Source organism: Cypionkella psychrotolerans, assembly GCF_001294535.1.
Taxonomy (GTDB): Bacteria; Pseudomonadota; Alphaproteobacteria; order Rhodobacterales; family Rhodobacteraceae; genus Cypionkella; species Cypionkella psychrotolerans.
This window is the reverse complement of record NZ_LGIC01000061.1, coordinates 227,172-251,719: the sequence shown is the minus strand read 5'-3', so window position 1 is coordinate 251,719 and position 24,548 is coordinate 227,172. Positions and strand designations below refer to the sequence as shown.

Here is a 24,548-nt window from a genome sequence, read left to right as displayed (position 1 = left end):
CTGCCTGACCCTGAGTCTGTGACTCTTAGTTTGAGGAGGCGATAGTCATGTCCGGCACAAGATTTTTCAACACCAGATAATCACCCACCGCATCACAATCGGGCATCGCAAGCGACATATCACTCACCTTGACCGTGCCTGGGGCGGTTTGCAGCGTCTGGCCCAACAGTTCGCGGCCACAGGTGGCTTCGGTGACAGCGGCTTCCACCACGATCTCGGGCTTGATCTGGCTGTCTTTGGGATAGGTGTAGACCTGCGCCAGCATCGGCAGATCGGTACTGGCATCGCCCAACAGGGTCAGGAAACCACCCTTGGCAGGCGCGCCCGCGATCGGCTGATGCGGAGTGGCTGCCGAAACATCACCCGGCCCGCCGAAATCAGAGCCATCCTCGAAACCGTGCAGCTGGAAGGCATCATCTTGCTGCCATTGCACTGCAAAACGGCGCAACCCAGCCAGTTCCGGCACGGCAACCGAAGCTGCGACCGAGGTATTGTCCTTGAACATCACCTCAACCTTAGCGTCTTGCATCAGTGCGGGCATGTCGGCGAACAAGGCCCCGGTCAGTGTGGTTTTCGCGGTGACGGTCAGGCCCGCATGTTTCAGCACCACACGCTCATCAGCGTGACAAGGGGCGACCAGCGTCACCGCGATCAGCGCGTTGTCAGCATTGGAAAGTTCCAGCGAGACCGGGCAGGCATCGGCGAGTTCGGGTTTGGCGGTGATTTCGAGCTTCGGCGCTGGAACGGTTGCTGCGATGGGCGCTGCGGGTGTTTTGGGCACAACCGGAGCAGCTTTAGCGACAGGTTCGGGCGTCGCCACAGGGGCGGTCGTGCTGGCCATAACCGGAGCTTTTGCCTTCGGCGGTTCGGCTTGCGTATTTGCGGGGGCTTCCAGCGCCACCATCGGGGCAGGCTTGTCGCCAACCTCGGTCGCTGCGACGCGCTCGATGGCTTTGGGTTTCTTGGTCGTCTGGTTCTCTGCCGCATGCGGCGGCGGAGCTTTGCCCGACATGCTTTGCACCAGCTGCCCGGCCCCCAGCGCAATCGCGATCACGGCGACGCCACGGGCCAGTCTGCGCTTCATATCCACCGCCATCGGTTCCTCCATCGAATCCGTTTGCGCGCTTTTGGCCCTCAAACGCGGCGAGGGCGTGGCGCAATCAAGGAATGTTTCCGAAAATGCGGGCAATAAATGGGCAAGGGCGGCTAAAGCCGCCCCTGCGCCAACAATCCGAAATCAGATTAGACCAGCTTGCCGTGGCAAGCCTTAAAGCGCTGGCCCGAACCGCAGGGGCAAGGATCATTCCGCCCCGGATCACCCCAGGTCGTCGGATCACTTTCAACAAAGCCCGCCAGCGCCGTCATAACCGTGGCCGGAGCCGCCACTTCGGCCGGAGCCGCCGCGCGATCAGCGGCCTGTGCCGCCTGCTGCTGCGCGATGAACTGGGCCATCATGGCTTCTTGCTCGGCTTGGCTGATCGGTCGAATTTGCGCCAGCTTCTGCGTCACATCTTGGCGCAAAGAGTTCAGCATCGATTCGAACAGCGTGAAGCTTTCAGTTTTATACTCGTTCAGCGGATCGCGCTGAGCGTAGCCACGGAAACCGACGACCGAGCGCAGATGCTCCAACCGCAACAAATGGTCACGCCATTTCGCGTCAATGCTTTGCAACAACAGCTGTTTTTCGATGTTGCGCATGCTGTCCGGCCCGAAGGCCTCCAGCTTTTCGCCCATCAAAGTGTCGCTCGCTGCGATGATCCGCTCACGAATGGCGTCCTGATCGGTGCCTTCTTCGGCAGCCCAAGCGGCGACGGGCAGATCAAGGCCCATCTTTTCGATCAATGCCTCATGCAGCGCTGCGGTATCCCAACGGTCGGCGTAGGTTTTCGGCGGCATGTAGTGATCGACCAAATCCTCGGCAACCTGATGGCGCATATCCATCACGATCTCGCCCAGATCCTCGGCCTGCATGACTTCCATGCGCTGACCAAAGATCGCCTTGCGCTGGTCGTTCATCACATCGTCGAACTTCAGCAACTGCTTGCGGATGTCAAAGTTGCGGCCTTCGACCTTGGCCTGCGCGCGCTCCAGCGATTTGTTGACCCAAGGGTGAACAATCGCTTCGCCTTCCTTCATGCCCAGCTTCGACAGCACGGCATCAAGGCGTTCGCTGCCGAAAATGCGCATCAGATCGTCTTCCAACGACAAGAAGAACGAAGACCGCCCCGGATCGCCCTGACGGCCTGAACGACCGCGCAACTGGTTGTCGATCCGGCGTGATTCGTGGCGCTCGGTGGCCAGAACGAACAGACCGCCGGCCTTCTTCACGGCTTCTTCTTCATCGGCATGTTCGGCTTCGATGCGCGCGCGCACTTCATCGGGATGCACGGATGGGTCAGAAGCAATCGCCTCCATCACCTTGAACTCGACGTTGCCGCCCAGCTTAATATCGGTGCCACGGCCTGCCATGTTGGTCGCAATTGTCACCGCATTCAGCTTGCCCGCATCGGCGACAATCTGTGCCTCTTGCTCATGCTGACGTGCGTTCAGCACGTTATGCGGAATGCCCGCCGCCTTCAGCATTTCCGAAAGCGCCTCGGATTTGTCAATCGAGGTGGTGCCGACCAAGATCGGCTGGCCCGTCGCATGGGCTTCCTTTATGGTCTTGACCACGCCTTCAAACTTCTCACGCGCGGTGCGGTACACCGCGTCATGCTCGTCTTTCCGCTTCACTTCGCGGTTGGTCGGCACTTCGACCACGCCCAGCTTGTAGATTTCCATGAACTCGTCAGCCTCGGTCGAGGCCGTTCCGGTCATCCCGGCCAGCTTGTCATAGAGGCGGAAATAGTTCTGGAAGGTCACAGAGGCCAAAGTGACGTTTTCCGGCTGAATAGCCACGCCCTCTTTCGCCTCAATCGCCTGATGCAGGCCATCCGACAAGCGGCGGCCCTTCATCATCCGTCCGGTAAACTCGTCAATCAGCATCACCTCGCCATCGCGGACGATATATTGCTGATCACGGGTGAACAGCTTGTGCGCCCGCAACGCCTGCGTGACGTGATGCACGATGGTGGTGCTTTCAGGCTCATACAGGCTTTGCTCGGCGGGCAGAATCCCGGCTTCGTGCAAGGCGTTCTCGATAAACTCGTTGCCGTCTTCCGAATAGGTGACGTTGCGGGTCTTTTCGTCCAGCTTGAAATGCGTCTCATTCAGCAGCGGGATCAGCTTATCGACCAACTGATACAACTCGCTGCGATCCTGCGACGGGCCAGAGATGATCAACGGCGTCCGTGCCTCATCGACTAAAATGCTGTCAACCTCATCGACAATCGCATAGTTATGCCCGCGCTGGTTCATCTCCTCCAGCGAGGCTTTCATATTGTCGCGCAGATAGTCAAAGCCCAGCTCGTTATTCGTCGCATAGGTGATGTCGGCGCGATACGCCTCACGCTTTTCAACCTCACCCTGATAGGGATAGACGACGCCCGTGGTCAGGCCCAAAGCGCCGTAGACCTTGCTCATCCATTCCGCATCGCGCTTGGCGAGGTAATCGTTCACCGTCACCACATGCACGCCCTTGCCGGACAGCGCGTTGAGGTAAGCCGGGAAGGTCGCGACCAGCGTCTTGCCCTCACCCGTGCGCATTTCCGCGATATTGCCCTGATGCAGGAAGATCCCGCCCATCAGCTGCACATCAAACGCCCGCAGACCCAAGGCGCGCTTGGCGGCCTCTCGGCAATTCGCAAAGGCTTCTGGCAGCAGCGCGTCAAGGCTTTCGCCGCCCGCAATCCGCTTCTGAAACTCGGCGGTTTTCGCCTTGATCCCGTCATCGCTCAGTGCCGCAAATTCCGGCTCCAAAGCGTTAATCTTTGCCACCAAGGGGCGCACCGATTTGACCATCCGGTCATTCGGCGTTCCAAACATCTTCCGCGAAAGTGATCCAAGACCCAGCATGTGTTCTCCGCCCGGTCGTATTGACCACCGGTATTGACAATATCGTGTGAGGCTCTGGCTTGCCCGACCGCTGCTGCTTCCTTAGAAGGGCGTCAAAGCTTGGGCAAACCCGCATCACACGTGACCCGTGCGATGTAATTGTATGACCCGGCATAGTCAACGTCGCGCAGGGTTGCGGACCGATCAGGAGAGTGTGAGATGGCAAAAGCGATGCGGTTTATGGCAGGGATGGCACTGTGCTGCGCCCTTGCAACCCCGGCTTTGGCGCAAGACCCGACCGCCGATACGGTGATCGCTACGGTGAACGGCACCAACATCACCTTGGGCAATATGATCGTGGCGCGCGAAAGCCTGCCGGATCAGTATAAATCCTTGCCGCCGGATGTGCTGTTCAAAGGCATCTTGGATCAGCTGGTTCAGCAAACCGTGCTGGAACAGTCGATGGGCGACAAGCTGACCAAAAAAGACACGCTGCAACTGGAAAATGATCGCCGCAGTTATCTGTCCAACGCTGCTTTGAAGCCGGTTGTGACCGCCGCTGTCAGCGATGCCGCGCTGCAAAAGGCCTATGACGACAAGTTTAAAGACGCCAAGCCCGCCACCGAATATCACGCCGCCCACATCCTTGTGGATAGCGAGGAAAAGGCCAATGAGTTGAAGGCCGAACTGGCAAAAGGCGCTGTTTTCGCCGATCTCGCCAAGGCCAATTCGACCGATACCGGTTCGGGCGCGCAGGGTGGTGATCTCGGTTGGTTCGGTCTGGGCGCGATGGTCAAGCCGTTTGAAGATGCCGTCGTGGCCGCCAAAGTGGGCGAAGTCACCGGCCCGATCAAATCCGATTTCGGCTGGCACCTGATCTTGGTCAGCGAAACCCGTGTGGCCGCCAAGCCGACCCTTGATGAGATGCGCGATGAATTGGCGCAGGGCATCGAGCAGAAGGTGGTCGAGGATCACATCAAAACCCTGACCGAAGCCGCCAAAGTTGAGAAACCCGGTGAAGGCGTCGATCCGAAGTTCCTCGGCGACGCCACGCTGCTTGATAAATAACAGTTACGCAGCCTTGCTAAAGCGCTAATGATCGGCGCGCAGACCTCGGCGGTTTGCGCGCCGATTTCAGATAAACAACATAGTTAAACGGGGGCCAGCATGGCGAAGAAAGAGTTGAAAGCGAAGGTCAAGTCCTTGAAGGCCAAGCTGAAAGCCGCAACCGCCGCGCCCGAAGTAACAACGCCCGCAGGCGAGGCAAAGGTCAAGAAGGCCAAGCTCGTCTCGCCCCTCGCCCCCGCTGCCTTCCCAACCCTGCCGCAGATCGCAGGCGTGGAATTTGCCGCCGTTGAGGCAGGCATCAAATACCAAAACCGCAAGGATGTGATGCTGGTCCGTTTGGCCCCCGGCACTGCGATCGCCGGGGTGTTCACCCGGTCCTCCACCCGCTCGGCCTGCGTGCGCGATTGCCAGGCGAAACTGGCGCTGAAAGTCCCCGCGGATGCAGGTGCAGCTATCGTGGTGAACTCCGGCAACTCCAACGCCTTCACGGGCCGCGTCGGTGACGAAGCCGTCGCCGCCGTGACCATCGGCGTGGCCGACGCCTTGGGCATCCCCGCAGCGCGCGTGTTCTCGTCCTCGACGGGTGTGATTGGCGAGCCTTTGCCGTTCGAGAAAATCACCAATAAAACCGCCGAACTCGCCGCCAACCTACGCGAAGACGCCATCGAGATGGCCGCCCATGCGATGATGACCACCGATACCTTCCCGAAAGGTGCCTCCGCCACCGTGCAAGGCGACGGCGGGCTGATCCAGATCGCGGGCATCGCCAAAGGCTCGGGCATGATCGCGCCGGATATGGCGACGATGCTGGTCTATATCTTTACCGACGCCAAAATCAGCGCCACCAACCTGCAAAAACTGCTGTCGCGCAACACCGACGACACGTTCAACGCGATCACGGTCGATAGCGATACCTCAACCTCCGACACCTTGCTGCTTGCCGCAACAGGCAAATCCGAAGCCGCCGAACTGAAGGGCGTTCACCTGAAAGCCTTCGAGACCGCTCTGCGTGGCGTGATGATGGACCTCGCCCACCAAGTGATCCGCGACGGCGAGGGCGCGACCAAATTTGTTGAGGTCCGCATCACGGGTGCTGCCTCCAATGCCGACGCCCACAAACTCGCCATGGCCATCGCCAACTCTCCCCTCGTGAAAACCGCCATTGCAGGGCAAGACCCGAACTGGGGTCGCATTGTCGCCGCCATCGGTAAGGCGGGCGCGGAGGCGGATCGTGACAAGCTGAGCATCCGTTTCGGAGACATTCTTGTGGCCGAAAACGGTTGGCGCAACCCTGACTACCGCGAGGAAGACGGTGCGGCCTACATGCTGCAATCCGATCTGGTGATCGCCGTCGATATGGGCTTGGGCAAGTCCAAACGCTCGGTCTGGACCTGCGATCTGACCAACCGCTACATCGAAATCAACGCTGATTACCGCTCCTGATTTCACATTGGCTTAAATATTCCGGGGGTCCGGGGGCTGGCCCCCGGTTCCTCCGTTCCAACGGAGCGACCCTATGAAAACCCTCCTCGTCTCCGCCGTCGCTTTGATCGACCCCGAAGGCCGCGTCCTCTTGGCCCAACGTCCCGAGGGCAAATCCCTCGCGGGCCTGTGGGAGTTCCCCGGCGGCAAGGTCGAAGTCGGAGAAACCCCCGAAGCCGCTCTGATCCGCGAGTTGAAAGAAGAACTCGGCATCGACACCTGGAAAAGCTGCCTCGCACCCCTGACCTTCGCCAGCCACAGCTACGACGACTTCCACTTGCTGATGCCCCTGTTCGCCTGCCGCCGTTGGGAGGGTATCCCCGCCCCGCAGGAAGGCCAGAACCTCGCTTGGGTGCGCCCGCAAAACCTGCGCGACTACCCGATGCCCGCTGCCGATCTGCCGCTGATCCCGATTCTGCGGGATTGGCTTTAGAAACCGCCCTAAAATTCCACAACTTTTCCGCGAATGTGGCGAAATTGTAGTGGGAATTTAAACGAATCACCCATAGTCTTGAGCAAATAACCGCTGATTGGGGGATTGGCACATGCTACGAACGATTTCTGTTGGAAGTTGCGTTTCTATTCAAGGCTTGTTGGTGGGCCAGATGGCCGATGGCAAGATCATGGTGAAGGTTGATGAAAAAACCTTCGTAGGGTATCCAGTCACCCGCGCCAAAGCCTCTTAAATCCACCATCAGAATAAAGAAAAAGGCCGGGTTTCCCCGGCCTTTTCTATTTGGAATAGGCCCCCGTTGCCGGGGAACCGATAATTAGGCCAAAGTGCGCTGAATTTCTTCGCGCTCAAAGATCTCGATGACATCGCCTGCGCGCACATCGTCATAGCGTTCAAACGCCATACCGCATTCCTGACCCGAGATGACTTCCTTCACCTCGTCCTTGAAGCGCTTCAGCGTCTTCAGCGTGCCTTCATGGATCACCACGTTATCCCGCAGCAAGCGCACGCCCGCCGAACGACGCGCTACGCCTTCGGTGACCAAGCAGCCAGCCACCTGACCGATGCCCGTAACCTTGAACACCTCTTTGATCGTCGCATAACCGATGAAGGTTTCGCGGATCTCGGCCTTCAACAAGCCCGAAGCCGCCGCCTTGATGTCATCCACCAGATCATAAATGATCGAGTAATAGCGGATTTCCACGCCCTTCTGATGCGCCGAGTTCCGCGCCGAGGCATTCGCCCGGACGTTAAACCCGATGATCGGACATTTCGACGCTTCCGCCAACATCACGTCGGTATCGGTGATAGCACCGACGCCATAAGACAGCACGCGGACACGCACCTCGTCGTTGCCAACCTTTTCAAGCGCTTGCACGATGGCTTCGGCAGAACCCTGCACGTCAGCCTTCACCAGCACCGGAAGTTCAGCAACCGACTGATCTGCCTTGGCTTTCGCCATCAACTGTTCCAGCGTCGTCGCAGCACCAGCCGCCGCGCGTTTGTCCTTGGCGGTTTTCAAACGGTAGTCCGCGATTTCCCGCGCTTGCGCTTCGGTTTCCACCACGTTCAGCGTGTCACCAGCCGAGGGCGTCCCCGACAGGCCCAAAACTTCGACCGGAACCGAGGGACCAGCTTCGTCAATCCGCTCGCCCTTGTCGTTGATCAGCGCACGCACCTTGCCCCACTGTTCGCCGACGACAAAGATGTCGCCTTTGCGCAGGGTGCCGTTTTGCACCAGAACCGTCGCAATCGGGCCACGGCCAACGTCAAGTTTCGCTTCAATCACAGCACCCGCTGCAGCCCGGTTCGGGTTGGCGCGCAGTTCCAGAATTTCCGCTTGCAGAGCAATGGCTTCCAGCAATTCGTCGATGCCTTGGCCGGTCTTGGCCGAAACTTCAACGTCCTGCACGTCGCCCGACATCTGTTCCACCACAATCTCGTGTTGCAACAGATCGGTGCGCACCTTGGTCGGGTCGGCGCCGTATTTGTCGACTTTGTTGATCGCCACGATCATCGGCACTTTCGCCGCTTTCGCATGGGCAATCGCTTCAATCGTTTGCGGCATGACGGCGTCATCCGCCGCCACCACCAGCACAACAATATCCGTCACCTGAGCCCCGCGCGACCGCATCGAGGTAAAGGCAGCGTGACCGGGCGTGTCGAGGAAGGTCAGAACCTGACCCTTTTCGGTCGTCACCTGATAGGCGCCGATGTGCTGGGTGATGCCACCGGCCTCGCCAGACACCACATTCGCTTTGCGGATCGCATCCAGCAGCGAGGTTTTGCCGTGGTCAACGTGACCCATAATGGTGACAATCGGCGGCCGGGTGATCCGGGTGCCTTCGGCATCTGCAACCAGCTCAATCGCCTGTTCCACGTCAGCATCCGACACGCGCACCGCTTTGTGGCCGAATTCTTCGATCACAAGTTCAGCGGTATCGGCGTCGATGGCTTGGTTCATCGTCACCATCATGCCCATTTTCATCAGGCTTTTGACAACATCCGCAGCACGTTCGGTCATCCGGTTTGCCAGTTCAGAAACCGTGATGGTTTCCGGCAACTGCACGTCGCGGAATTGCTTCTCGGGCTTGCCGATTCCCAGCGCCTTTTGGCGGGCTTTTTCTTGCTTGCGCTTCATCGCGGCCATCGAGCGGGTACGACCGCCCTCGCCCGCGAGCGCATCATTCAGCGTCAACTTGCCGGTGCGGCGACCGTCATCGGTCTTGGCCTTGGCGTTACGCTCGCGTTCTTCACGGTCGCGATCCACCTTGCGAACCGCCAATGCGGGCTTGGCCCCCATCGGAGCACGGGCAGCAGTCTCGGCAGCGGACGGCGGTGCAGCGGGCGCATTGCGATCAGCACGTTCGCCACGCGCTGTCGACGCTGCGGCCTCGGCAGGCTTTTCAGCCACGGGCTGACGACGCGAGGTGCCAAGCACATCAGCCTTGCGGGCGGCAGCTTTCGCAACGGCCTCCGCCGCGGCTTCGGCGCGCAGGCGTTCTTCTTCATCCGCCTTGGCTTTCGCTGCAGCCAGACGCTCGCGTTCTTCGCGGTCCTTGGCCTCAGCCTCTTGGCGTTTGCGGGCGCGTTCTTCGTCACGCGCCTTGTCATCTTCGGCCCGGCGCGCGTTGTCTTCGGCTTCGCGCGCTTTGGCGACGCGCAAGGCCGCCAGACGGCGTTCCATTTCGGCATCGGAAATGCCAGCGGGGCGCTTCGACGGATCGCCCAGATGTGATGCAGACCCCGCCGCAGCCGCAGCGCCGGGCGTGCCCGGTTTGGCCGCTGCCACTGGCACGACCACGCGCTTGCGCTTCGTCTCGACCACAACGCTTTTCGTGCGGCCATGGGAGAAGCTTTGCTTCACCTGACCGGAACGAGGTGCGCCACCCAGGCCGAGGGGTTTTTTGCCGTCTGTATCGCTCATGCGTCCTACGTATCCTTCAAGGCGATCTCGTCGCCATCCTGCTGAACGGTTTGCCCACGCAACCCAGCCAGCCTTGCCGCTTCCTCTACAACACGCGTCGTGAGTCCACCAGCGCCAAGCGCGGCGTGTATCGCACGTTCGCGCCCGAAAGCCAAACCCAATTCCTCCGCTGACAAAAAGCCGATATACGACCCCTCGCCATCCGGCGCGCGCAACTTTGTCTTACCGCGTTCAGACCCGTCGGCGGCTTGCAAAAGCACCCGCACCTTGTCCTTTTGCAGCCATTCCTTGACCTTCTCATAGCCCATCACGGCCCCGCTGGCTTTGCGGGCCAAACTGATCAGATCAACCACCCGCCGCAACAGCAGCGTTTCCACCAGATCGGCCAGATTATCCGGCACCTTGACCGGCTGGCGCGCGGCGCGAGAGAACAAACCCTTCTTCGCCGCCTTCTCAATCGCCGCCCGGTCTGCCGAGACATAGAATCCCCGGCCCGGCAACCGTGCCAGAATATCCGGCACGATCAGATCTTCCGGCCCCAGACAAAAGCGAATCAGACCCGCTTTCGGCTGGCTTTCCCCGGTCGCAATGCACTTGCGTTCCGGGTCGTCTTGCAGATTTTCCCGGCCACCGCGCGTCACGGTATTCCCCCGAGGCCTAAATCAGGCCTCGGCCTCCGCGTCTTCGTCGACCTCTTCCGTGGCCGAGGCCAGTTCAGTCGGATCGACCCAGCCCAGCATAACGCGGGCGGTCATCACCAAAGTCTGCGCCTCTTCCAGCGAAACGTCAAACTTCTCCAGAACGCCCTCATCCTTCTTGCGCTGACCATTTTCCGTGGTCCAACCACCAGCCAGTTCCCAGTCGGCACAAGTCGCGAAGTCTTCCAGCGTCTTGATGCCGTCTTTCGCCAGCGCTTCCAGCATTTGGGGAGTAAGCCCCTCAAATTCAACCAGTGAGTCCTCAACGCCCAACGCCCGTGCAGCTTCCATAGCCTTGGTGTTGACCGCTTCCAGATAATCCCGTGCCCGCGCCTGCAACTCGCCCGCCGTGCCTTCGTCGAAGCCGTCAATCGACAGCAACTCGTCCGCTTCGACGTAAGCGACTTCTTCGAGGTTCGCGAAGCCTTCCGACACCAGCAACTGCGCCATCATCTCGTCGATATCCAACGATTCCATGAACAGTTTGGTGCGTTCAGCGAATTCAGCCTGACGGCGTGCGGATTCGTCAGATTCCGTCACGATATCAATGTCCAAGCCGGTCAACTGGCTGGCCAGACGCACGTTCTGACCGCGGCGACCAATCGCCAGCGACAGCTGCTCATCCGGCACCACGACTTCGATCTTGCCGGCATCATCGTCGATCACAACCTTGGAAACTTCTGCCGGCTGCAATGCGTTCACCAAAAAGGTCGCCTGATCCGCATTCCACGGAATGATGTCGATCTTCTCGCCCTGCAATTCGTTCACAACCGCCTGCACCCGGCTGCCGCGCATACCGACGCAAGCCCCAACTGGGTCAATCGAGTTGTCATAGGAAATCACCGCGATCTTCGCGCGTGAGCCCGGATCCCGCGCCACGGCTTTGATCTCGATAATGCCATCGTAAATCTCTGGCACTTCCATCTTGAACAGTTCCGCCATGAACTGCGGGTCGGTCCGGCTTAGGAACACCTGCGGCCCACGCGCTTCGCGGCGCACGTCCTTGATGTAGCAGCGAATCCGGTCGTTCGGGCGATACGACTCGCGTCCGATTTTCTCATTGCGGCGCAAAATCGCTTCGCCCCGGCCAATATCGACGATGATATTGCCGTATTCCTCGCGCTTGACCTGACCGTTGATGATCGTGCCCTTGCGGTCTTTGAATTCTTCATACTGACGGTCACGCTCGGCTTCGCGGACCTTCTGCAAGATCACCTGCTTGGCCGATTGCGCCGCGATCCGGCCCAGATCAACGGGCGGCACTTCGTCGATGATCTCGTCACCGATCTGCGGGTCTTTCAGGTGATCCTTCGCCTGCTTCACCGTCAACTGAGCGTGGTGATTCTCGACGCCATCATCCTCAACCACCGTCCGAATACGCGCAAAGGTCGCGCGCCCGGTCTTGCGGTCGATTTTCACCCGGATGTCCATATCCGCGCCGTAGCGCGACTTGGCCGCACGGGCGAGGCTGTCTTCCATCGCCTGAATGACCAGCTCGGGCTCGATCATCTTTTCGCGCGCCACCGCTTCGGCGGTTTGCAAAAGCTCAAGCTGGTTGGCAGAGGTAATCGCCATCGGAATTCTCCCGCTTAGTGTTTGGTGGGTTCTGGAGCGTCTTCTTCGTCGCCCTCAGATGTTTCAATCTCGTCAAAGGCTGATTCGTCGATCACGCCGCTGGCTTTCTTCTGCCGCAGCATTTCGGTGATCAACTCATCAGTCAGGATCAGCTTGGCATCGGCCAGCCATTCAAACTGCAAACCGATGGTGACAACGCCCGTTGGTTCTTCAATCTCGATCAGCACTTCCTCGCCCTCAACGCCTGCCAAGGTGCCCTTGAAGCGGCGGCGGCCGTCGATCAGTTCGGTGGTCTCGACGCGGGTTTCCCAGCCCTTCCACATCTCAAAATCTTTAAGACGGGTCAGCGGGCGGTCAATCCCCGGCGAGGACACTTCCAACACGAAGTTCTCCTCAATCGGGTCTTCCACGTCCAGCACAGCCGAAACCGCAGTGGAAATTTCCCCGCAATCATCGACCTCAATCCCGCCCTCAGGACGGTCGGCCATGATTTGCAACGTGCGGGTCGCCCCGCCCATCAAACGAATCCGCACCAGTTCAAAGCCAAGCCCCTCAATCACCGGAGTGACGATATCGGCCAAGCGGCGATCCATAGCGGTTTTGGCAATCAGATCAGACATGATGTTCCAAAAACAAAAAAACGGGCCAACAGGCCCGCGTGTGACGATCGGTAGCTTCAGGTTTGGACCCGGAAGCAGCTGTTACAGGGGATATAGGCCGATCCCCTGCGGTTTGCAAGGCTAGAACCGTTCGGCGCGCAAGACCTGTACATCGCCTATGGAAACCATGCCGATATGCGGCTTTACCACCGCAAACGCCGCCTCTAGCAGGGTATCTAGCCGTTCGGGGCGAATCACGCAGATTATCGCAACCATCCCCGTGCGACCGACCTGGCCCTCGCGGCTCCATCTACCGGATCTGCCTGCGCCGCCCAACACAGGCAAAACGGAGAAGCCTTTTATCCCAGCCGCCTCCAGCGCGTCAGTCAGGCGCAACTCTAACGGTGCTTCAATCAGGATTTCTACGCGTTTGGCACTATGCGTCTGCATGGGTCACTCTCCGATCAGGGCTTGCGCCACGGCCGTATAGGCGGGGATGCCAAAGGTCAGGTTGAAAGGAAAGGTAATGCCCAGTGCCAGCGTGAGTGAAATGGACGGGTTAGCGGCAGGCAGCGCCACCCGCATCGCTGCGGGCACGGCGATATAACTGGCAGAGGCCGCAAGCGTCATCATCAACGCCGCACCCCCGGCGCTTAGCCCGATCAGCAAGGCTACGCCCAGCCCCAAGGTCGCGCCCAAAATTGGCATCATGATGCCAAAACTCAGCACGCCAAGGCTGATCACCTTGCGCGCCGTGCGCAACCCGCGCCCAGCCACAATGCCCATATCCAGCAAGAAGAGACACAGCACGCCCTGAAATGGGGCCACGACAAACGCATCAATCCGCGCCAAGCCAGCTTCGCCCGTAACAGCGCCGATCAGAAACGCCCCTACCAAAAGCACGATGGACCCATTCAGTAGGATTTCATGCCAAAGCCGGGCATCCATTTGCACTTGACCTGTCCTGCCGCCACTGCGCGCAGCCAGCCATATCGCCGAAACAATGGCCGGCGCTTCCATCGCGGCGGCCACCGCCACCATATACCCCTCCGAGGCGATCCCCTGCGCCGACAGCACCGTACTGGCGGTTACGAATGTGACAATGGATATGGAACCGTAATGCGCTGCAACCGCTGCCGCATCCAACGGCGACAGGCGTGTCATCGCACGCAGCAAGCCAAAGGCCAGAAGCGGAATCAGGAACGAAAGCGCAATTCCACCCAACATCGCGGCAATCAGATGCTCGTCAAGCCCATGACCTGCAACCGCAACACCGCCTTTGAACCCGATGGCAAACAGCAGGTAAATCGACATCATCTTCGCCGCCGCTTCGGGCACCGAAAGCTCTGATCGCGCGATGGCGGCAAACAGTCCAAGCGCAAAGCTCAAAATCATTGGGGTCAGCAGATTTTGTCCTGCCAGACTTAGCAATTCGCCCATATGCATCCCCCGATTTTTTCGGATGTATGGGCAGATGTTAGCGTTTCAAGGCGTTTGCAGCCAAAAACTCACGATTGCGTGATGACATACAGCTTCCGCACCTGCTCAATCACCCGCCATTCGCCTTTCCAGCCCAACGGCAGAGCAATCGCGTCGCCTGGGCCAAGCTGGACTTTGCTGCCATCTGCATGGGTCATTTCGATCTTGCCACTGATGAAATGGCAGAACTCGGACGACGCGCTGCGGTCTGCCGTAAAGCGGCCCGGTGAGCACTCCCAGATGCCGATTTCGACCCGGCCATCGGCGGAAGTGAACAGCGCTGTCGAGGCTTCCTGCTGGTCGCCTTCAAAGCTGGTGGGTTTGGGCGCGAAGGTTCCCAGCGGAGTGTTGGCAAGCGCGAGGAAAGCGCAAAAGTCGATCATAAGGGCCTCATTGAGGGAAAGTGTTAAAAGTGTCTTAACGCGACAAGGTCAAGACGTTGATTTACAAGGGTTCTATTTGGTCCCGAGTTGGGACCGCTCCCGCAAAGCATCCATCGCCGCCACCAAAGCCTCGGAAATCCCCGGCTCTGACAGCGCATGGCCCGCCATCGGCACCACCTTCAACCGTGCCTTATCCCAGCCATCCGCCAGCTTGCTGGCCGAGATAGGCGGGCAGATCATATCAAACCGCCCCTGCACAATATCCGCGCCGATATGGGCAATCTTGTGCCGGTTTTGCAGGATCCAGCCGTCGGATTCCAAGAAGGCCGCGTTGACGAAATAATGGTTCTCCAGCCGCGCGAAAGCCCGCGCATAATCTGCGGGGCCGTCGCCACCCATGAACCCCTCTGACGATACGGAAGCGAGGGCATTCTCCCACCCCGCCCAGATCCGCGCGACCTGAGTCTCCACCATCAGATTGCCGCTGAAAAGCCTGCGATTGTAGGCCGCGATCAGATCGTCCTGCTCCTCCAGCGGAATCGGTGCCAGAAACCGCGCCCACAGATCGGGATAAAACGCCCCCGCGCCGCCGCCGTAGAACCAGTCCAACTCGGCCCGCGTCGCCAGAAACACCCCCCGCAGCACCAGATGCCGCACCCGGTCGGGATGCGAGATTGCATAGATCAGCGCCAAAGTCGCGCCCCAGCTGCCGCCGAACAGGATGAATTGGTCCACCTCAAGCGCGGCACGGATCGCCTCAATATCGCGGACCAGATGCCACGTCGTGTTATCCTCGACCGAGGCATGGGGCCGCGAACGCCCACAACCGCGTTGATCGAACAGGATCACCCGATACACCGAGGGATCAAAATACCGCCGCATCGCCGGGCTGCAGCCCCCTCCCGGCCCGCCATGCAGCACCAGCACCGGGATGCCATCCGGGCACCCGCATTGCTCGACATAAATCCGATGACCGTCGCTCATATCCAGCACGCGCTGATCGAACGGTTCGACCTGCGGGTAAAGATAGTCGTGCGCGCGCTTTTGCCCTGATCTGTGGTCCATATTCATCCTATATAGTGCCCCTAGACTGCGCCACCACCGCCCGGCGTGCAAGGAGTTCCGATGAGCCAGACCAACACGATTGACCCCGCCGAAGTCGCCAAGTTTGAAGCGATGGCCGCAGAATGGTGGGATACTGAAGGCAAGTTCAAGCCGTTGCATCTGATGAACCCGTGTCGGTTGGATTATATCACGGCGCAGATCGCTGCTGAGTTTGACCGCGATCTGACGCAGGCTATGCCGTTTAAGGGCCTGCGAGTCCTTGATATTGGCTGCGGCGGCGGCCTATTGTCGGAACCGATGGCGCGGCTGGGGGCGGATGTGGTGGGGGCGGATGCGGCGCCGCGCAACATTCCGGTGGCACAGGTTCATGCGGCGCAATCGGGGCTGACGATTGATTACCGCCATACGACTGCCGAGAATTTGGCCGCCGCCGGCGAACAGTTTGATGTGGTTCTCAACATGGAAGTGGTGGAGCATGTCGCTGATCCGCAGGGCTATCTGACGGCGTGCCAGCAGTTGCTGAAACCGGGGGGTCTGATGCTTTGTTCGACCCTGAACCGCAATACGAAAAGCTTTGTGATGGCGATTGTCGGCGCGGAATGGGTGATGCGCTGGCTGCCGAAAGGCACGCATGACTGGGCGAAGTTCATCACGCCGGACGAGCTTTACGATCTGATCCGCAAGGCCGGACTGGAGCCAGTGGATCGCAAAGGCATGGTGTTCAATCCGGTCAGTTGGAAATGGTCAACCTCCGCGCGGGATTTGTCCTGCAACTATGTGACCGCCAGCGTGAAGCGCGGGTAATCGCAATGCGCAGGTTACAGCGGCCCCAAAGCCAATTCCAAGGTGGAGACGCAGATCTGCTTGGCGGCTTTGGGAGAGAGCAGTTTCGGCTCGATGCAACGCTCCAGTCCCAAGCCATCCACCAACGCGATCAGCATTTGCGCGAGTGATTTTACATCGACATTCAGGCCGCGCGCGGTGGCAACCTCGGCCAGCGCCATTTCCAGATCGCGCCGATAGCGGGTGTATTGGCGACGGTGTTCGCGTTTCAGAGCCGGGTTGTTGACGATTTCTGACCATAGGGCGAGCCAGATGTTCAATTCTTCGCGGCTGAAAAACTCGGGCGCGAACATGGCGTCGATGATGGCCAGAAGCCGCGATTTCTTCGGATTGGGCGTTTCTAGCCCCGAGTGCAGGCGTTCATACATCGTGCGGTAGACGGCGACCAAGAGGCCGTCTTTCGATTTGAAGTGATGGGTGATCAGGCCGCGCGACACGCCTGCCTCGTTGCAGATGTTGTCGATGGTGAATTCAAGGATGCCGCCGCGCGCAAGGCAGGCCAGACTGGCCTGAATCAAACTGGCAGAGCGTTCTGCCGAGGTCAGGCGGGTGTATTTGGGGGCTGTGGCGGTGGTCATCGCGCGCCTTTGTTGAAGGGCCGGGCCAAGCTATCCCGGCCCGGATGTGTCGCTGATTGGGCAGCAGGGATCAAGCCTTGGTAAACATCACCGGGTCAGGATGACCATCGGCCATGATCACCGGTTTGATAGTGCTGTGATGGATGGCGATGTAAGGCTCGAAACAGATGAAGATGAAATCGCCCGAGGCTTCCATCAAATCCTCCATCTTGTTGAATATTGCTTTGCGCTTGGCCTCATCCTGTTCGGTCAGGCCTTGTAGATAGAGGGATTCAAACTCGGCGCTATCGAAGAACGCCCAGTTGTAGACGCCGATCTGATCAGGGCGGAACCAAACGAGGTTTTCGGTGGGATCAATGCCGCCCGCGAAGTTCATCAGCGCCAGTTCCAAGGATTTGTAACCGTCGCCCGCGGTCTTGTCGCCTGCGGACCAATAGGCGGCGTCCTCGGTAGGCTGGATTTCAATGGTGATGCCGGCCTCTGCCATATTGGCCTGGAAGATTTGCGCGATGGCTTGGGTGGTGCTATCGGTCAGGGCCACAAGGGTGAGGGTCAGATCAGACACGCCAGCCTCGGTCAAAAGCGCCTTGGCCTTTTCCACGTCGCGGGTGGGGACCAGGTTGGACGCGCGGGCGAAGGGGCCTTTGGGCGGGACGACCCCGGTGGAGCGGGTCGCAAGACCGTCGTAAGCGCCCAACAGCACGGCATCGCTGTCATAGGCAAATTGGATGGCTTGGCGGACGCGCAGGTCTTTCAGCGGCTCGGCATTCTGGTTGATCACCAGCCACGAATAGCGGGTGGATTGCGCTTCGATCAGGGTGGCGTTCGCGGGCATTGCCGCTTTGATTTGCGCTGTGGCGTTGACCGCGAGTTTGGTGAAATCGAAAGCATCAGCCTCAAACGCCAGTTGGGCGGCCTGATCGTCGGTAACGATGTAGATTTCCACTGTGGCGAAGGCAGGCTTCGGACCTGTCCAATCGGGGCTGGCGCTGAGGATGACTTTCTGGTTCTGCTCCCATGCGGCAAAGCGGTAGGGGCCGCATTCGGCGGGGGCCTCGGTGGTGTAGCTGCCGCCGACTTTCTCGGTCGCGGCTTTGCAGATGATATTGCCGCCGTAATAGGGCAGTGCGATCACCATGAACGGAGCGAAGGCTTCTTTCAGATGGATGATGCCAGAGCGGGTGTCGATGACTTCAACGTGGTCGAGTTTTTCGAATTGGTAGGCCCAGGCGGAATCGCTGCCTGCGATGCGCTCAAACGAGAATTTGACGTCTTCGGGGGTGACGGGGCCGAAGCCGTTCGACCATTGCAGGCCTTCGCGCAAGGTGAAGCCGATTTTGGTGGGGTCGATCCAGTCGATTTTCTCGGCACCCCAAGGCTGCCATTTGTTGCCATCGCGCATGTCGCCGAGGCGGACGAGGGCGACCTGGGTGCAGCGGGGGATGATCTCGTCGAGTTCGCCGATGATGCCTTTCGGGTCGAGGCATTGGAAATCCGCGCCTGCACGGATGCGCAGGGTGTCGCCCTCTGCCGCCCAAGCGAATTTGGCGGGCAGGGTCAGGGCGGCGAGGGCTGCGCCTGCGGTTTGCAGGAAACCGCGACGGTCGGTGCGCCATTGGGTCATGATAGGGCTCCTGTGGGTGTGGCGAAGTGGCAGCGCACAAAACGGGCGGGGCTGATTTCGCGCAGGGTTGGGGGATCGGTGCGGCAGATCGGTTGGACGTGGGGGCAGCGGCCTTGGAAAACGCAGGCCTTGGGGCGGTTGAGCAGGCTGGGGATTTCGCCTTTGATCGCAAGGTCTTGGCGGCGTTTGCGCGGGTCTGGCAGGGGTTCGGAGGCGATCAGGCTTTGGGAATAGGGGTGCAGGGGGCGGGCGAAAGTTTGCCGCGTGGGGCCGATTTCGACAAGGCGGCCCAGATACATCACCGCGATCCGGTCCGAGACATGGCGGACCATCGCAAGGTTGTGGCTGATGATCAGGTAGCTGAGGTTTAGGCGGGTTTTCAGATCGGTCATCAGGTTGAGGATTTCCCCTTGGACCGAGACGTCGAGGCCCGCGGTGGGCTCGTCCGCGATCACCAGTTTGGGGTTCAGCACCAGCGCGCGGGCGACGCCAACGCGGCGGGCTTGGCCGCCAGAGAGTTCGTGCGGGTAGCGGTTGGCGAAATCGGGGGGGAGGCCGACGAGGGCCAGCATCTCGGCGACTTTGGTTTTGGGTGCGGGCTGGCCGTGGATGGTCAGCGGTTCCGCCAGAAGCGCGCCGATGGTCATGCGGGGGGAGAGCGAGGCGATGGCGTCTTGGAACATCATCGCGGTGGTGGCGCGCATGGCGGTGAAATCTGCGGGGGTGCTGCGCTGGGCTTGGTCGAAGTGGATGGTGCCGTGGGTGGTGGGGGTCAGGCCCAAGATGGCGCGGGCGAGGGTAGTTTTGCCGGAACCCGATTCGCCGACAAGGCCCAAGGTTTCGCCGGGGTTCAGGGTGAAGGAGACATCGGCGAAGATTTGCAGGCTGCGGCGCGATTTGGGGTTTAGGGCGGAGAGGATGCCACCGCGCAGGGGCAGGTCGAGGGCAAGGTTTTGGACGGTGAGCAGGGTCATGGGCGCCCCCCGGCTTTGTGGCAGAGCGCGGATTGGGTGAGCGAGATTTGCATGCGGGGCGGTGGGGTGGCGCAGATCTCGCTGGCGATGGGGCAGCGGGGGGCAAAGCTGCATCCGATGGGCGGATTGCGCAGGTCTGGCAGGCGGCCGGGGATGGTGGGCAGGATCGGGGTGGCTTGTTCGAAGTGGCCGGGATCGCAGGCGATCAGGGCGCTTGTGTAGGGGTGGAGGGGGGCGTGGAATAGGTCATCGACGAGCGCTTCTTCCACCACTTCCCCCGCGTACATCACATAGACCCGGTCGCAGAGTTCGGCGACGACGCCAAGGTGGTGGGTGATCACAAGGATCGCGCCTTGGTAGTCGCGGCGCAGGTCGCGGAGGAGGTGGATGATCTGCGCCTCCATCGTCACATCCAGCGCGGTGGTGGGTTCGTCGGCGACGAGAATGGTGGGGTTCATTAGCAAAGCGGCGGCGATGGCAACGCGCTGGCGCATCCCGCCCGACAGTTGATGTGGGTAGCGACGCAGGGTGAGGTCGGGGTCGGGCATACCGACGCGGGCCAGCAGAGTGCGGGCGCGGGCTAGTTTCTCGGCACGGGGGATTTGGGCGGCGTGTTGGAAATCCACCAGTTGCGCGCCCATCGTCAGCACCGGGTTGAAGGCGGTCATCGGGTCTTGGAAGATCATCGCGATGTCTTGACCGCGTAGCGCGCGCTGGGCTTCGGGGTGAAGGCTCAGGATGTCTTGGCCTTTGTATCTGACGGCCCCGTTGGTGACTTCTGCGGCGGCGGGCAGCAGGTTGATCACACTGGCGGCCAAGGTGGATTTGCCGCAACCGCTTTCGCCGACAATGCCGATGACTTCTCCGGCGCGGGCGATCAGGCTGGCGCCGCGCAGGGCTGACAGGCGGCCATGGTCGGTGTGGTAGGCGATGCTGAGGGCGTCGATTTCGAGCAGAGGATCGGTCATCGCGGCCTCGCGGTGGCAAAGCGGGGGTCTAGCGCGTCGCGTAGGCCTTCGCCAAGGAAGGTGAAGCCGAGCGTTGCCAGAACGAGGGGTGCCCCAGCTGCGATCACAAGGGTGCTGGAGGTGCGGATGGCGGTGTAGCCGTCATAGAGGATGTTGCCCCATGACGGGGTTGGCGGTTTGACGCCGAGGTTGAGGTAGCTGAGGCCAGCCTCGAGCATGATCACCACGGGGATATCCATAGACAGCACGATACAGAGCGGGCCGAACACGTTGGGCAGCAGGTGCATCAGCAGGATGCGGGGGGTGCTGGCGCCGATGGCTTGCTCGGCCACGATGAAATCGGCGCTGCGGAGGCTTAGGGTTTGCGCGCGGATCAGGCGGGCGTAGCCGGGGATGGAGACGAGGACGACGACGAGGATCAGCGTGCCGGTGCCGGGGCCAAGCACGGTGATGATGGCAAGGGCGAACATCATCATCGGTAAGGAGTTCAGCGCGTCGAAGATCAGCACCAAGGCAGCGTCGAGCCAGCGCGGGCCGTAACCTGCGATCAGGCCCAGCAGGATGCCGATGCTGCCCGCCAGACCGATGGCGGTCAGCGCGATGGTCAGGGCGGTGCGTGCGCCGTAGATGATGCGGGATAGGGTATCGCGGCCCAACTGGTCGGTGCCAAGCCAGTGCACAAGGCTGGGGGATTGCAGTTTGGCGCGCACTTCGAGGGCGAGGGGATCGTAGGGGACGAGGATCGGCGCGGCGACGGCCATCAGGATGAACAGGGTGACAAGGATCAGACCCATCAGCCCCATCGGGTCGCGGATCAGGGCGCGCAGCGCGCGGGTGTTAGCGGGCCAGCGCATCGCGCACCCTTGGGTCTAGCTTGGCGATCAGCAGGTCGGCGCAGGTGATCACCAGCAGGTAGAAGGCGGTTGTCACCAGCACGGTTCCCATCACCACGGGGTAATTGCGTTTGAACACCGCGCCTGTGATCAGCGTGCCGATGCCGGGGCGCGAGAACACGGTTTCGACAAAGACCGCGCTGGACAGGATGCTGCCAAGGCCGACGGCGATCACCGAAATGGTGGGGACGATGGCGAGACGCAGGGCGTAGCGGGTGACGACTTTACGCTCGGGCAGGCCAAAGGCGCGGGCGGTGCGGATGTGGTTGGCCGCCATGATTTCCAGCATCGAGGCGCGGACCATGCGGGCGAGATAGCCGACCCAGCCGATGCCGACGGCGAGGGAGGGTAGGATCAAGGCTTTGATTTGCGAGGGGATATCGCCCGACTTGCCCGCGCCGATGGCGGGCAGCCATTGCAGCCAGACGGCGAAGATCAGCAGCAGGTAGATGGCGACGACAAAGGAGGGCACCGAGATGAAGCTGACCGAGATAAGGCCAAGGGCGCGGTCGATGAAGGTGCCGCGGTAGACGACGGCGAGGACTCCGAGTGTGATGCCGAGGGTCAGCGCCCAAGCGAGGGCGACGGTGCCGAGCAGCAGGGTTTGCGGGAAAGCCTCTAAGATTTGGTCAAGCACGGGGCGTTTGGACCACACGTCGATGCCGAGATCGCCTTGGGCCGCATTGGCAAAGAAGCGCCAGATTTGCACGGCCACGGGTTGGTCTAGGCCCATACGCTCGGTCAGCATGGCCTTTAGCGCAGGGGTGGCGCGGGGGCCAAGGGCAACGCTGGCGGGGTCGCCGGGGACGAGAAAGACCATGCCATACATCGCCAGCATGACCACAAAAAGGATCAGCACCGCGAGGGCGATGCGTTTGATCGCATAGGTCAGCATCGGTCAGACCATGTCACGCGCGATCTCCTCATCCCATGTACGCTCGAAGATCAGGGTGTCGGCTTCGTGGATTTTCAGGGTTTGCTCGACGCGGAAATGGGTGGCGGTGCAGGACATCCGCCCGGTGGAATGGTGGTGAATGGTGGTTTGCGGGAACTGCATGGTGACGCGGTAGTCGGTGAGGGTGACGGCAGAGAGCGGGTCGCCGTCGGTGATTTCGTGGCTGATGATACCTGTGGCGGTTTGTGTTTGGCCAATGTCGGGCATGGTTTTGGAATAGGTCCAGCGCGGGAAATCGACAGTCATTTTGCCCGACAGCAGGTCTCGGGTGACACGGCGCTTCGGTGGGTTTTCGACCGGGTGATAGATGTGCGGGGTTTGTGGCGCGCGGATGGCGGGGCCGAAGGTGGGGAGGGTGGCATCTTTGGGGTTTGCGGGGCGGATGGGGAGTTCTAGGTGGCTTTCGCCGAGGTGGATGGTGAGGGTGGCAAGCTCGGGTGAGGGCCAAGCGATCGGGTAGTAGGTGGTGGAGATTGATACTGCGATGCGGTGGCCGGGCGGGAAGGCGTGGGCAATGTCGTCTAAGTCAACGGTGGCGATGTAGGTTTGGCCGGGGATCAGGGCTGCGGCATGTTCGTGGCTGTCGCGGTGGGTCAGGTTCAGCAGGCCGATGCTAACGCGGGTAGAGCGGCCATCGGGGGCGATATCGTTCAGGCGGACGGCGACGAGGGCTTGGGGTTTGTCGCTGGAGAAGCGCAAGTGCAGTTGTGGCGCGCCGAGGAGCTCTTTGGCCTCAAGCAGGGGCGCGGTGGTGAATACCAGCGAGCCGCCATCATCCTCGCGCTGATCGGTGGGCCAGTCGGCATCGTTGCCGTAGCGGCCGACTTCTCCGGCAGTCAGGCCGACCCAGAGCGGCGAGCAGATGTGTTGGGTGCCGGAACCCGTGCCACCTAGAACGCCGTGCGTGCCAAGGGTTAGCCGTTCGGGTTGGATGCGGGGTGAGGGCCAAATGTCTTCAGCCACCCAACGACCGGGGCGTTCGAGATAGCAGGTTTGCGGCGGCACATGGTCCTGCATCCAGACGCGATACATCGGCTGATCCATCATGCCGGTGTCGATGGCCTTGGTCCAATGATCCAGCCAGCGCACCAGTTCTTGCAGCCAGCCGATGGCGGGCTCAACAGTGACTTCGTGCGGGTAACTGTGCGCCCAAGGGCCGATCAGGCCAAGGCGGGGGCCTGTCAGGTTCGCCAGCAGGCGCGGCACGGCTTCGGAGTAATTGTCGGCCCAGCCGCTGATGGCATAGACCGGGATTGTGATGGCAGAAAAATCCTCGCAGATCGAACCCTGTTTCCAGTAATCATCGCGGCGCTGATGGTGCAGCCACTCGATGATCCACGGCTGGTTGGCTTGGATGCGCTGCATCCACATTGCGCGCCACGCCTCACCGACAATTTGCGGATCAGGCGGCAGGTCGTTGCCGGAAAACATCGTGGCGGACCAGTCGAAATTGTCTTTGGAAAGACAGCCGCCGACCCAGTGAATATCGGTTGCGTAGCGGTCGTCGGTTGACCCCACGGTGATTATAGATTTCAGCGCGGCGGGCTGACGGGCGGCGATTTGTAAGCCATTGAAGCCGCCCCAAGAAATGCCGATCATCGACACTTGCCCATCGCACCACGGTTGCTGCGCCAACCATTCTATCGCGGCGACACCGTCAAGCTGTTCCTGCTCGGTATATTCGCCTGTGATGATCCCCTCGGAGTCGCCCGTGCCGCGAATGTCCAGCCGGATGCAGGCATAGCCATGCCCTGCCACATACATATGCAGGCCCTGATCGCGGGTGCGGGTGCCGTCGCGCAACCGATATGGCAGGTATTCCAGCAGCACCGGAACCGGAGTCGCCTCCGTCAGTGCGGTAACGGGCAGCCACAGCTTTGCCGCCAGCTGCGTGCCATCCGGCAACGGCACCCAGAGGGTTTCGACGATCTGCACCTGATGCGGGAACTCGGTTTGAATTTGCGTCATGCTATCCTCTTGTTGAACGATAATTTAACAAGACGATTGCGTTTGGCAACATAAATTTAAGGGCATTGACGCATAGATAAATA

The 24,548-nt window shown here is 60.5% G+C and carries 22 protein-coding genes; 5 read left to right on the top strand and 17 right to left on the bottom strand.

All coding sequences use genetic code 11. The features are described from left to right. Positions 1-25: 25 nt before the first annotated feature. Both AKV04_RS12390 and secA read right to left on the bottom strand, forming a co-directional pair. Positions 26-1,096 (bottom strand): hypothetical protein, encoded by a 1,071-nt coding sequence (locus AKV04_RS12390; RefSeq protein WP_156317509.1) that lies wholly within the window; start codon positions 1,094-1,096, stop codon positions 26-28. 146 nt (positions 1,097-1,242) lie between these two features. Beyond that, positions 1,243-3,954, bottom strand: a complete 2,712-nt coding sequence (gene secA / locus AKV04_RS12385) for a preprotein translocase subunit SecA (protein WP_054006720.1) — start codon at positions 3,952-3,954, stop codon at positions 1,243-1,245. 198 nt (positions 3,955-4,152) lie between these two features. On the opposite strand from secA, the gene AKV04_RS12380 reads away from it, so the two are divergent. From AKV04_RS12380 to AKV04_RS26680, 4 genes are all read left to right on the top strand, one after another. Beyond that, positions 4,153-5,001 (top strand): peptidylprolyl isomerase, encoded by an 849-nt coding sequence (locus AKV04_RS12380; protein ID WP_054006719.1) that lies wholly within the window; start codon positions 4,153-4,155, stop codon positions 4,999-5,001. A gap of 99 nt (positions 5,002-5,100) precedes the next feature. Further along, complete coding sequence (gene argJ / locus AKV04_RS12375; RefSeq protein WP_054006718.1) at positions 5,101-6,444, top strand: bifunctional glutamate N-acetyltransferase/amino-acid acetyltransferase ArgJ; 1,344 nt, start codon at positions 5,101-5,103, stop codon at positions 6,442-6,444. 73 nt (positions 6,445-6,517) lie between these two features. Continuing rightward, complete coding sequence (locus AKV04_RS12370) at positions 6,518-6,916, top strand: (deoxy)nucleoside triphosphate pyrophosphohydrolase (RefSeq protein ID WP_054006717.1); 399 nt, start codon at positions 6,518-6,520, stop codon at positions 6,914-6,916. A 112-nt stretch (positions 6,917-7,028) separates the two neighbouring features. After that, on the top strand, positions 7,029-7,169 hold the full coding sequence (locus AKV04_RS26680) for a hypothetical protein (protein WP_054006716.1): 141 nt from the start codon (positions 7,029-7,031) through the stop codon (positions 7,167-7,169). Positions 7,170-7,253: 84 nt separating this feature from the next. On the opposite strand, the gene infB is transcribed toward AKV04_RS26680, so the two are convergent. From infB to pip, 8 genes are all read right to left on the bottom strand, one after another. After that, a complete protein-coding gene (gene infB, locus AKV04_RS12360; protein WP_054006715.1) occupies positions 7,254-9,863 on the bottom strand; it encodes a translation initiation factor IF-2 in 2,610 nt (869 codons plus the stop codon). 5 nt (positions 9,864-9,868) lie between these two features. Continuing rightward, the gene (locus AKV04_RS12355; protein WP_054006714.1) at positions 9,869-10,504 is read right to left on the bottom strand and encodes an RNA-binding protein; all 636 of its coding nucleotides are present in this window, start codon (positions 10,502-10,504) and stop codon (positions 9,869-9,871) included. A gap of 21 nt (positions 10,505-10,525) precedes the next feature. Further along, complete coding sequence (nusA, locus tag AKV04_RS12350) at positions 10,526-12,136, bottom strand: transcription termination factor NusA (RefSeq protein WP_054006713.1); 1,611 nt, start codon at positions 12,134-12,136, stop codon at positions 10,526-10,528. 14 nt (positions 12,137-12,150) lie between these two features. Then, positions 12,151-12,756: a ribosome maturation factor RimP gene (gene rimP, locus AKV04_RS12345; protein WP_156317508.1), complete on the bottom strand. Its 606-nt coding sequence runs from the start codon at positions 12,754-12,756 to the stop codon at positions 12,151-12,153. Positions 12,757-12,876: 120 nt separating this feature from the next. Further along, a complete protein-coding gene (locus tag AKV04_RS12340) occupies positions 12,877-13,185 on the bottom strand; it encodes a P-II family nitrogen regulator (protein WP_054006711.1) in 309 nt (102 codons plus the stop codon). A gap of 3 nt (positions 13,186-13,188) precedes the next feature. Further along, a complete protein-coding gene (locus tag AKV04_RS12335; protein ID WP_054006842.1) occupies positions 13,189-14,175 on the bottom strand; it encodes a sodium-dependent bicarbonate transport family permease in 987 nt (328 codons plus the stop codon). A gap of 68 nt (positions 14,176-14,243) precedes the next feature. Further along, positions 14,244-14,597: a cupin domain-containing protein gene (locus AKV04_RS12330; RefSeq protein ID WP_054006710.1), complete on the bottom strand. Its 354-nt coding sequence runs from the start codon at positions 14,595-14,597 to the stop codon at positions 14,244-14,246. A 72-nt stretch (positions 14,598-14,669) separates the two neighbouring features. Beyond that, the gene (gene pip, locus AKV04_RS12325; RefSeq protein ID WP_054006841.1) at positions 14,670-15,662 is read right to left on the bottom strand and encodes a prolyl aminopeptidase; all 993 of its coding nucleotides are present in this window, start codon (positions 15,660-15,662) and stop codon (positions 14,670-14,672) included. A gap of 60 nt (positions 15,663-15,722) precedes the next feature. Between pip and ubiG the strand changes: the two genes are divergently transcribed. Beyond that, positions 15,723-16,466 (top strand): bifunctional 2-polyprenyl-6-hydroxyphenol methylase/3-demethylubiquinol 3-O-methyltransferase UbiG, encoded by a 744-nt coding sequence (ubiG, locus tag AKV04_RS12320; protein ID WP_054006709.1) that lies wholly within the window; start codon positions 15,723-15,725, stop codon positions 16,464-16,466. Positions 16,467-16,480: 14 nt separating this feature from the next. Here ubiG and AKV04_RS12315 read toward each other — a convergent pair whose 3' ends face one another. From AKV04_RS12315 to AKV04_RS12285, 7 genes are all read right to left on the bottom strand, one after another. Then, positions 16,481-17,083, bottom strand: coding sequence for a TetR family transcriptional regulator C-terminal domain-containing protein (locus tag AKV04_RS12315; RefSeq protein WP_054006708.1), 603 nt, complete (start codon positions 17,081-17,083; stop codon positions 16,481-16,483). Between the two features lie 70 nt (positions 17,084-17,153). Beyond that, positions 17,154-18,707 carry an ABC transporter substrate-binding protein gene (locus tag AKV04_RS12310; RefSeq protein ID WP_054006707.1) on the bottom strand — a complete coding sequence of 518 codons (1,554 nt, stop codon included), beginning with the start codon at positions 18,705-18,707 and terminating at the stop codon, positions 17,154-17,156. After that, positions 18,704-19,681: an ABC transporter ATP-binding protein gene (locus AKV04_RS12305; RefSeq protein ID WP_054006706.1), complete on the bottom strand. Its 978-nt coding sequence runs from the start codon at positions 19,679-19,681 to the stop codon at positions 18,704-18,706. The genes AKV04_RS12310 and AKV04_RS12305 overlap by 4 nt, the downstream gene beginning before the upstream one ends. Continuing rightward, entirely contained in the window at positions 19,678-20,649 is a 972-nt protein-coding gene (locus AKV04_RS12300; RefSeq protein ID WP_054006705.1) for an ABC transporter ATP-binding protein, read from the bottom strand. Before AKV04_RS12300 ends, AKV04_RS12305 begins: the two co-directional genes overlap by 4 nt. Then, positions 20,646-21,503 carry an ABC transporter permease gene (locus tag AKV04_RS12295; protein ID WP_054006704.1) on the bottom strand — a complete coding sequence of 286 codons (858 nt, stop codon included), beginning with the start codon at positions 21,501-21,503 and terminating at the stop codon, positions 20,646-20,648. The genes AKV04_RS12300 and AKV04_RS12295 overlap by 4 nt, the downstream gene beginning before the upstream one ends. Continuing rightward, positions 21,487-22,437, bottom strand: coding sequence for an ABC transporter permease (locus AKV04_RS12290; RefSeq protein ID WP_054006703.1), 951 nt, complete (start codon positions 22,435-22,437; stop codon positions 21,487-21,489). The genes AKV04_RS12295 and AKV04_RS12290 overlap by 17 nt, the downstream gene beginning before the upstream one ends. Positions 22,438-22,440: 3 nt before the next feature. Beyond that, complete coding sequence (locus tag AKV04_RS12285; RefSeq protein WP_054006702.1) at positions 22,441-24,465, bottom strand: CocE/NonD family hydrolase; 2,025 nt, start codon at positions 24,463-24,465, stop codon at positions 22,441-22,443. Positions 24,466-24,548 lie beyond the last annotated feature (83 nt).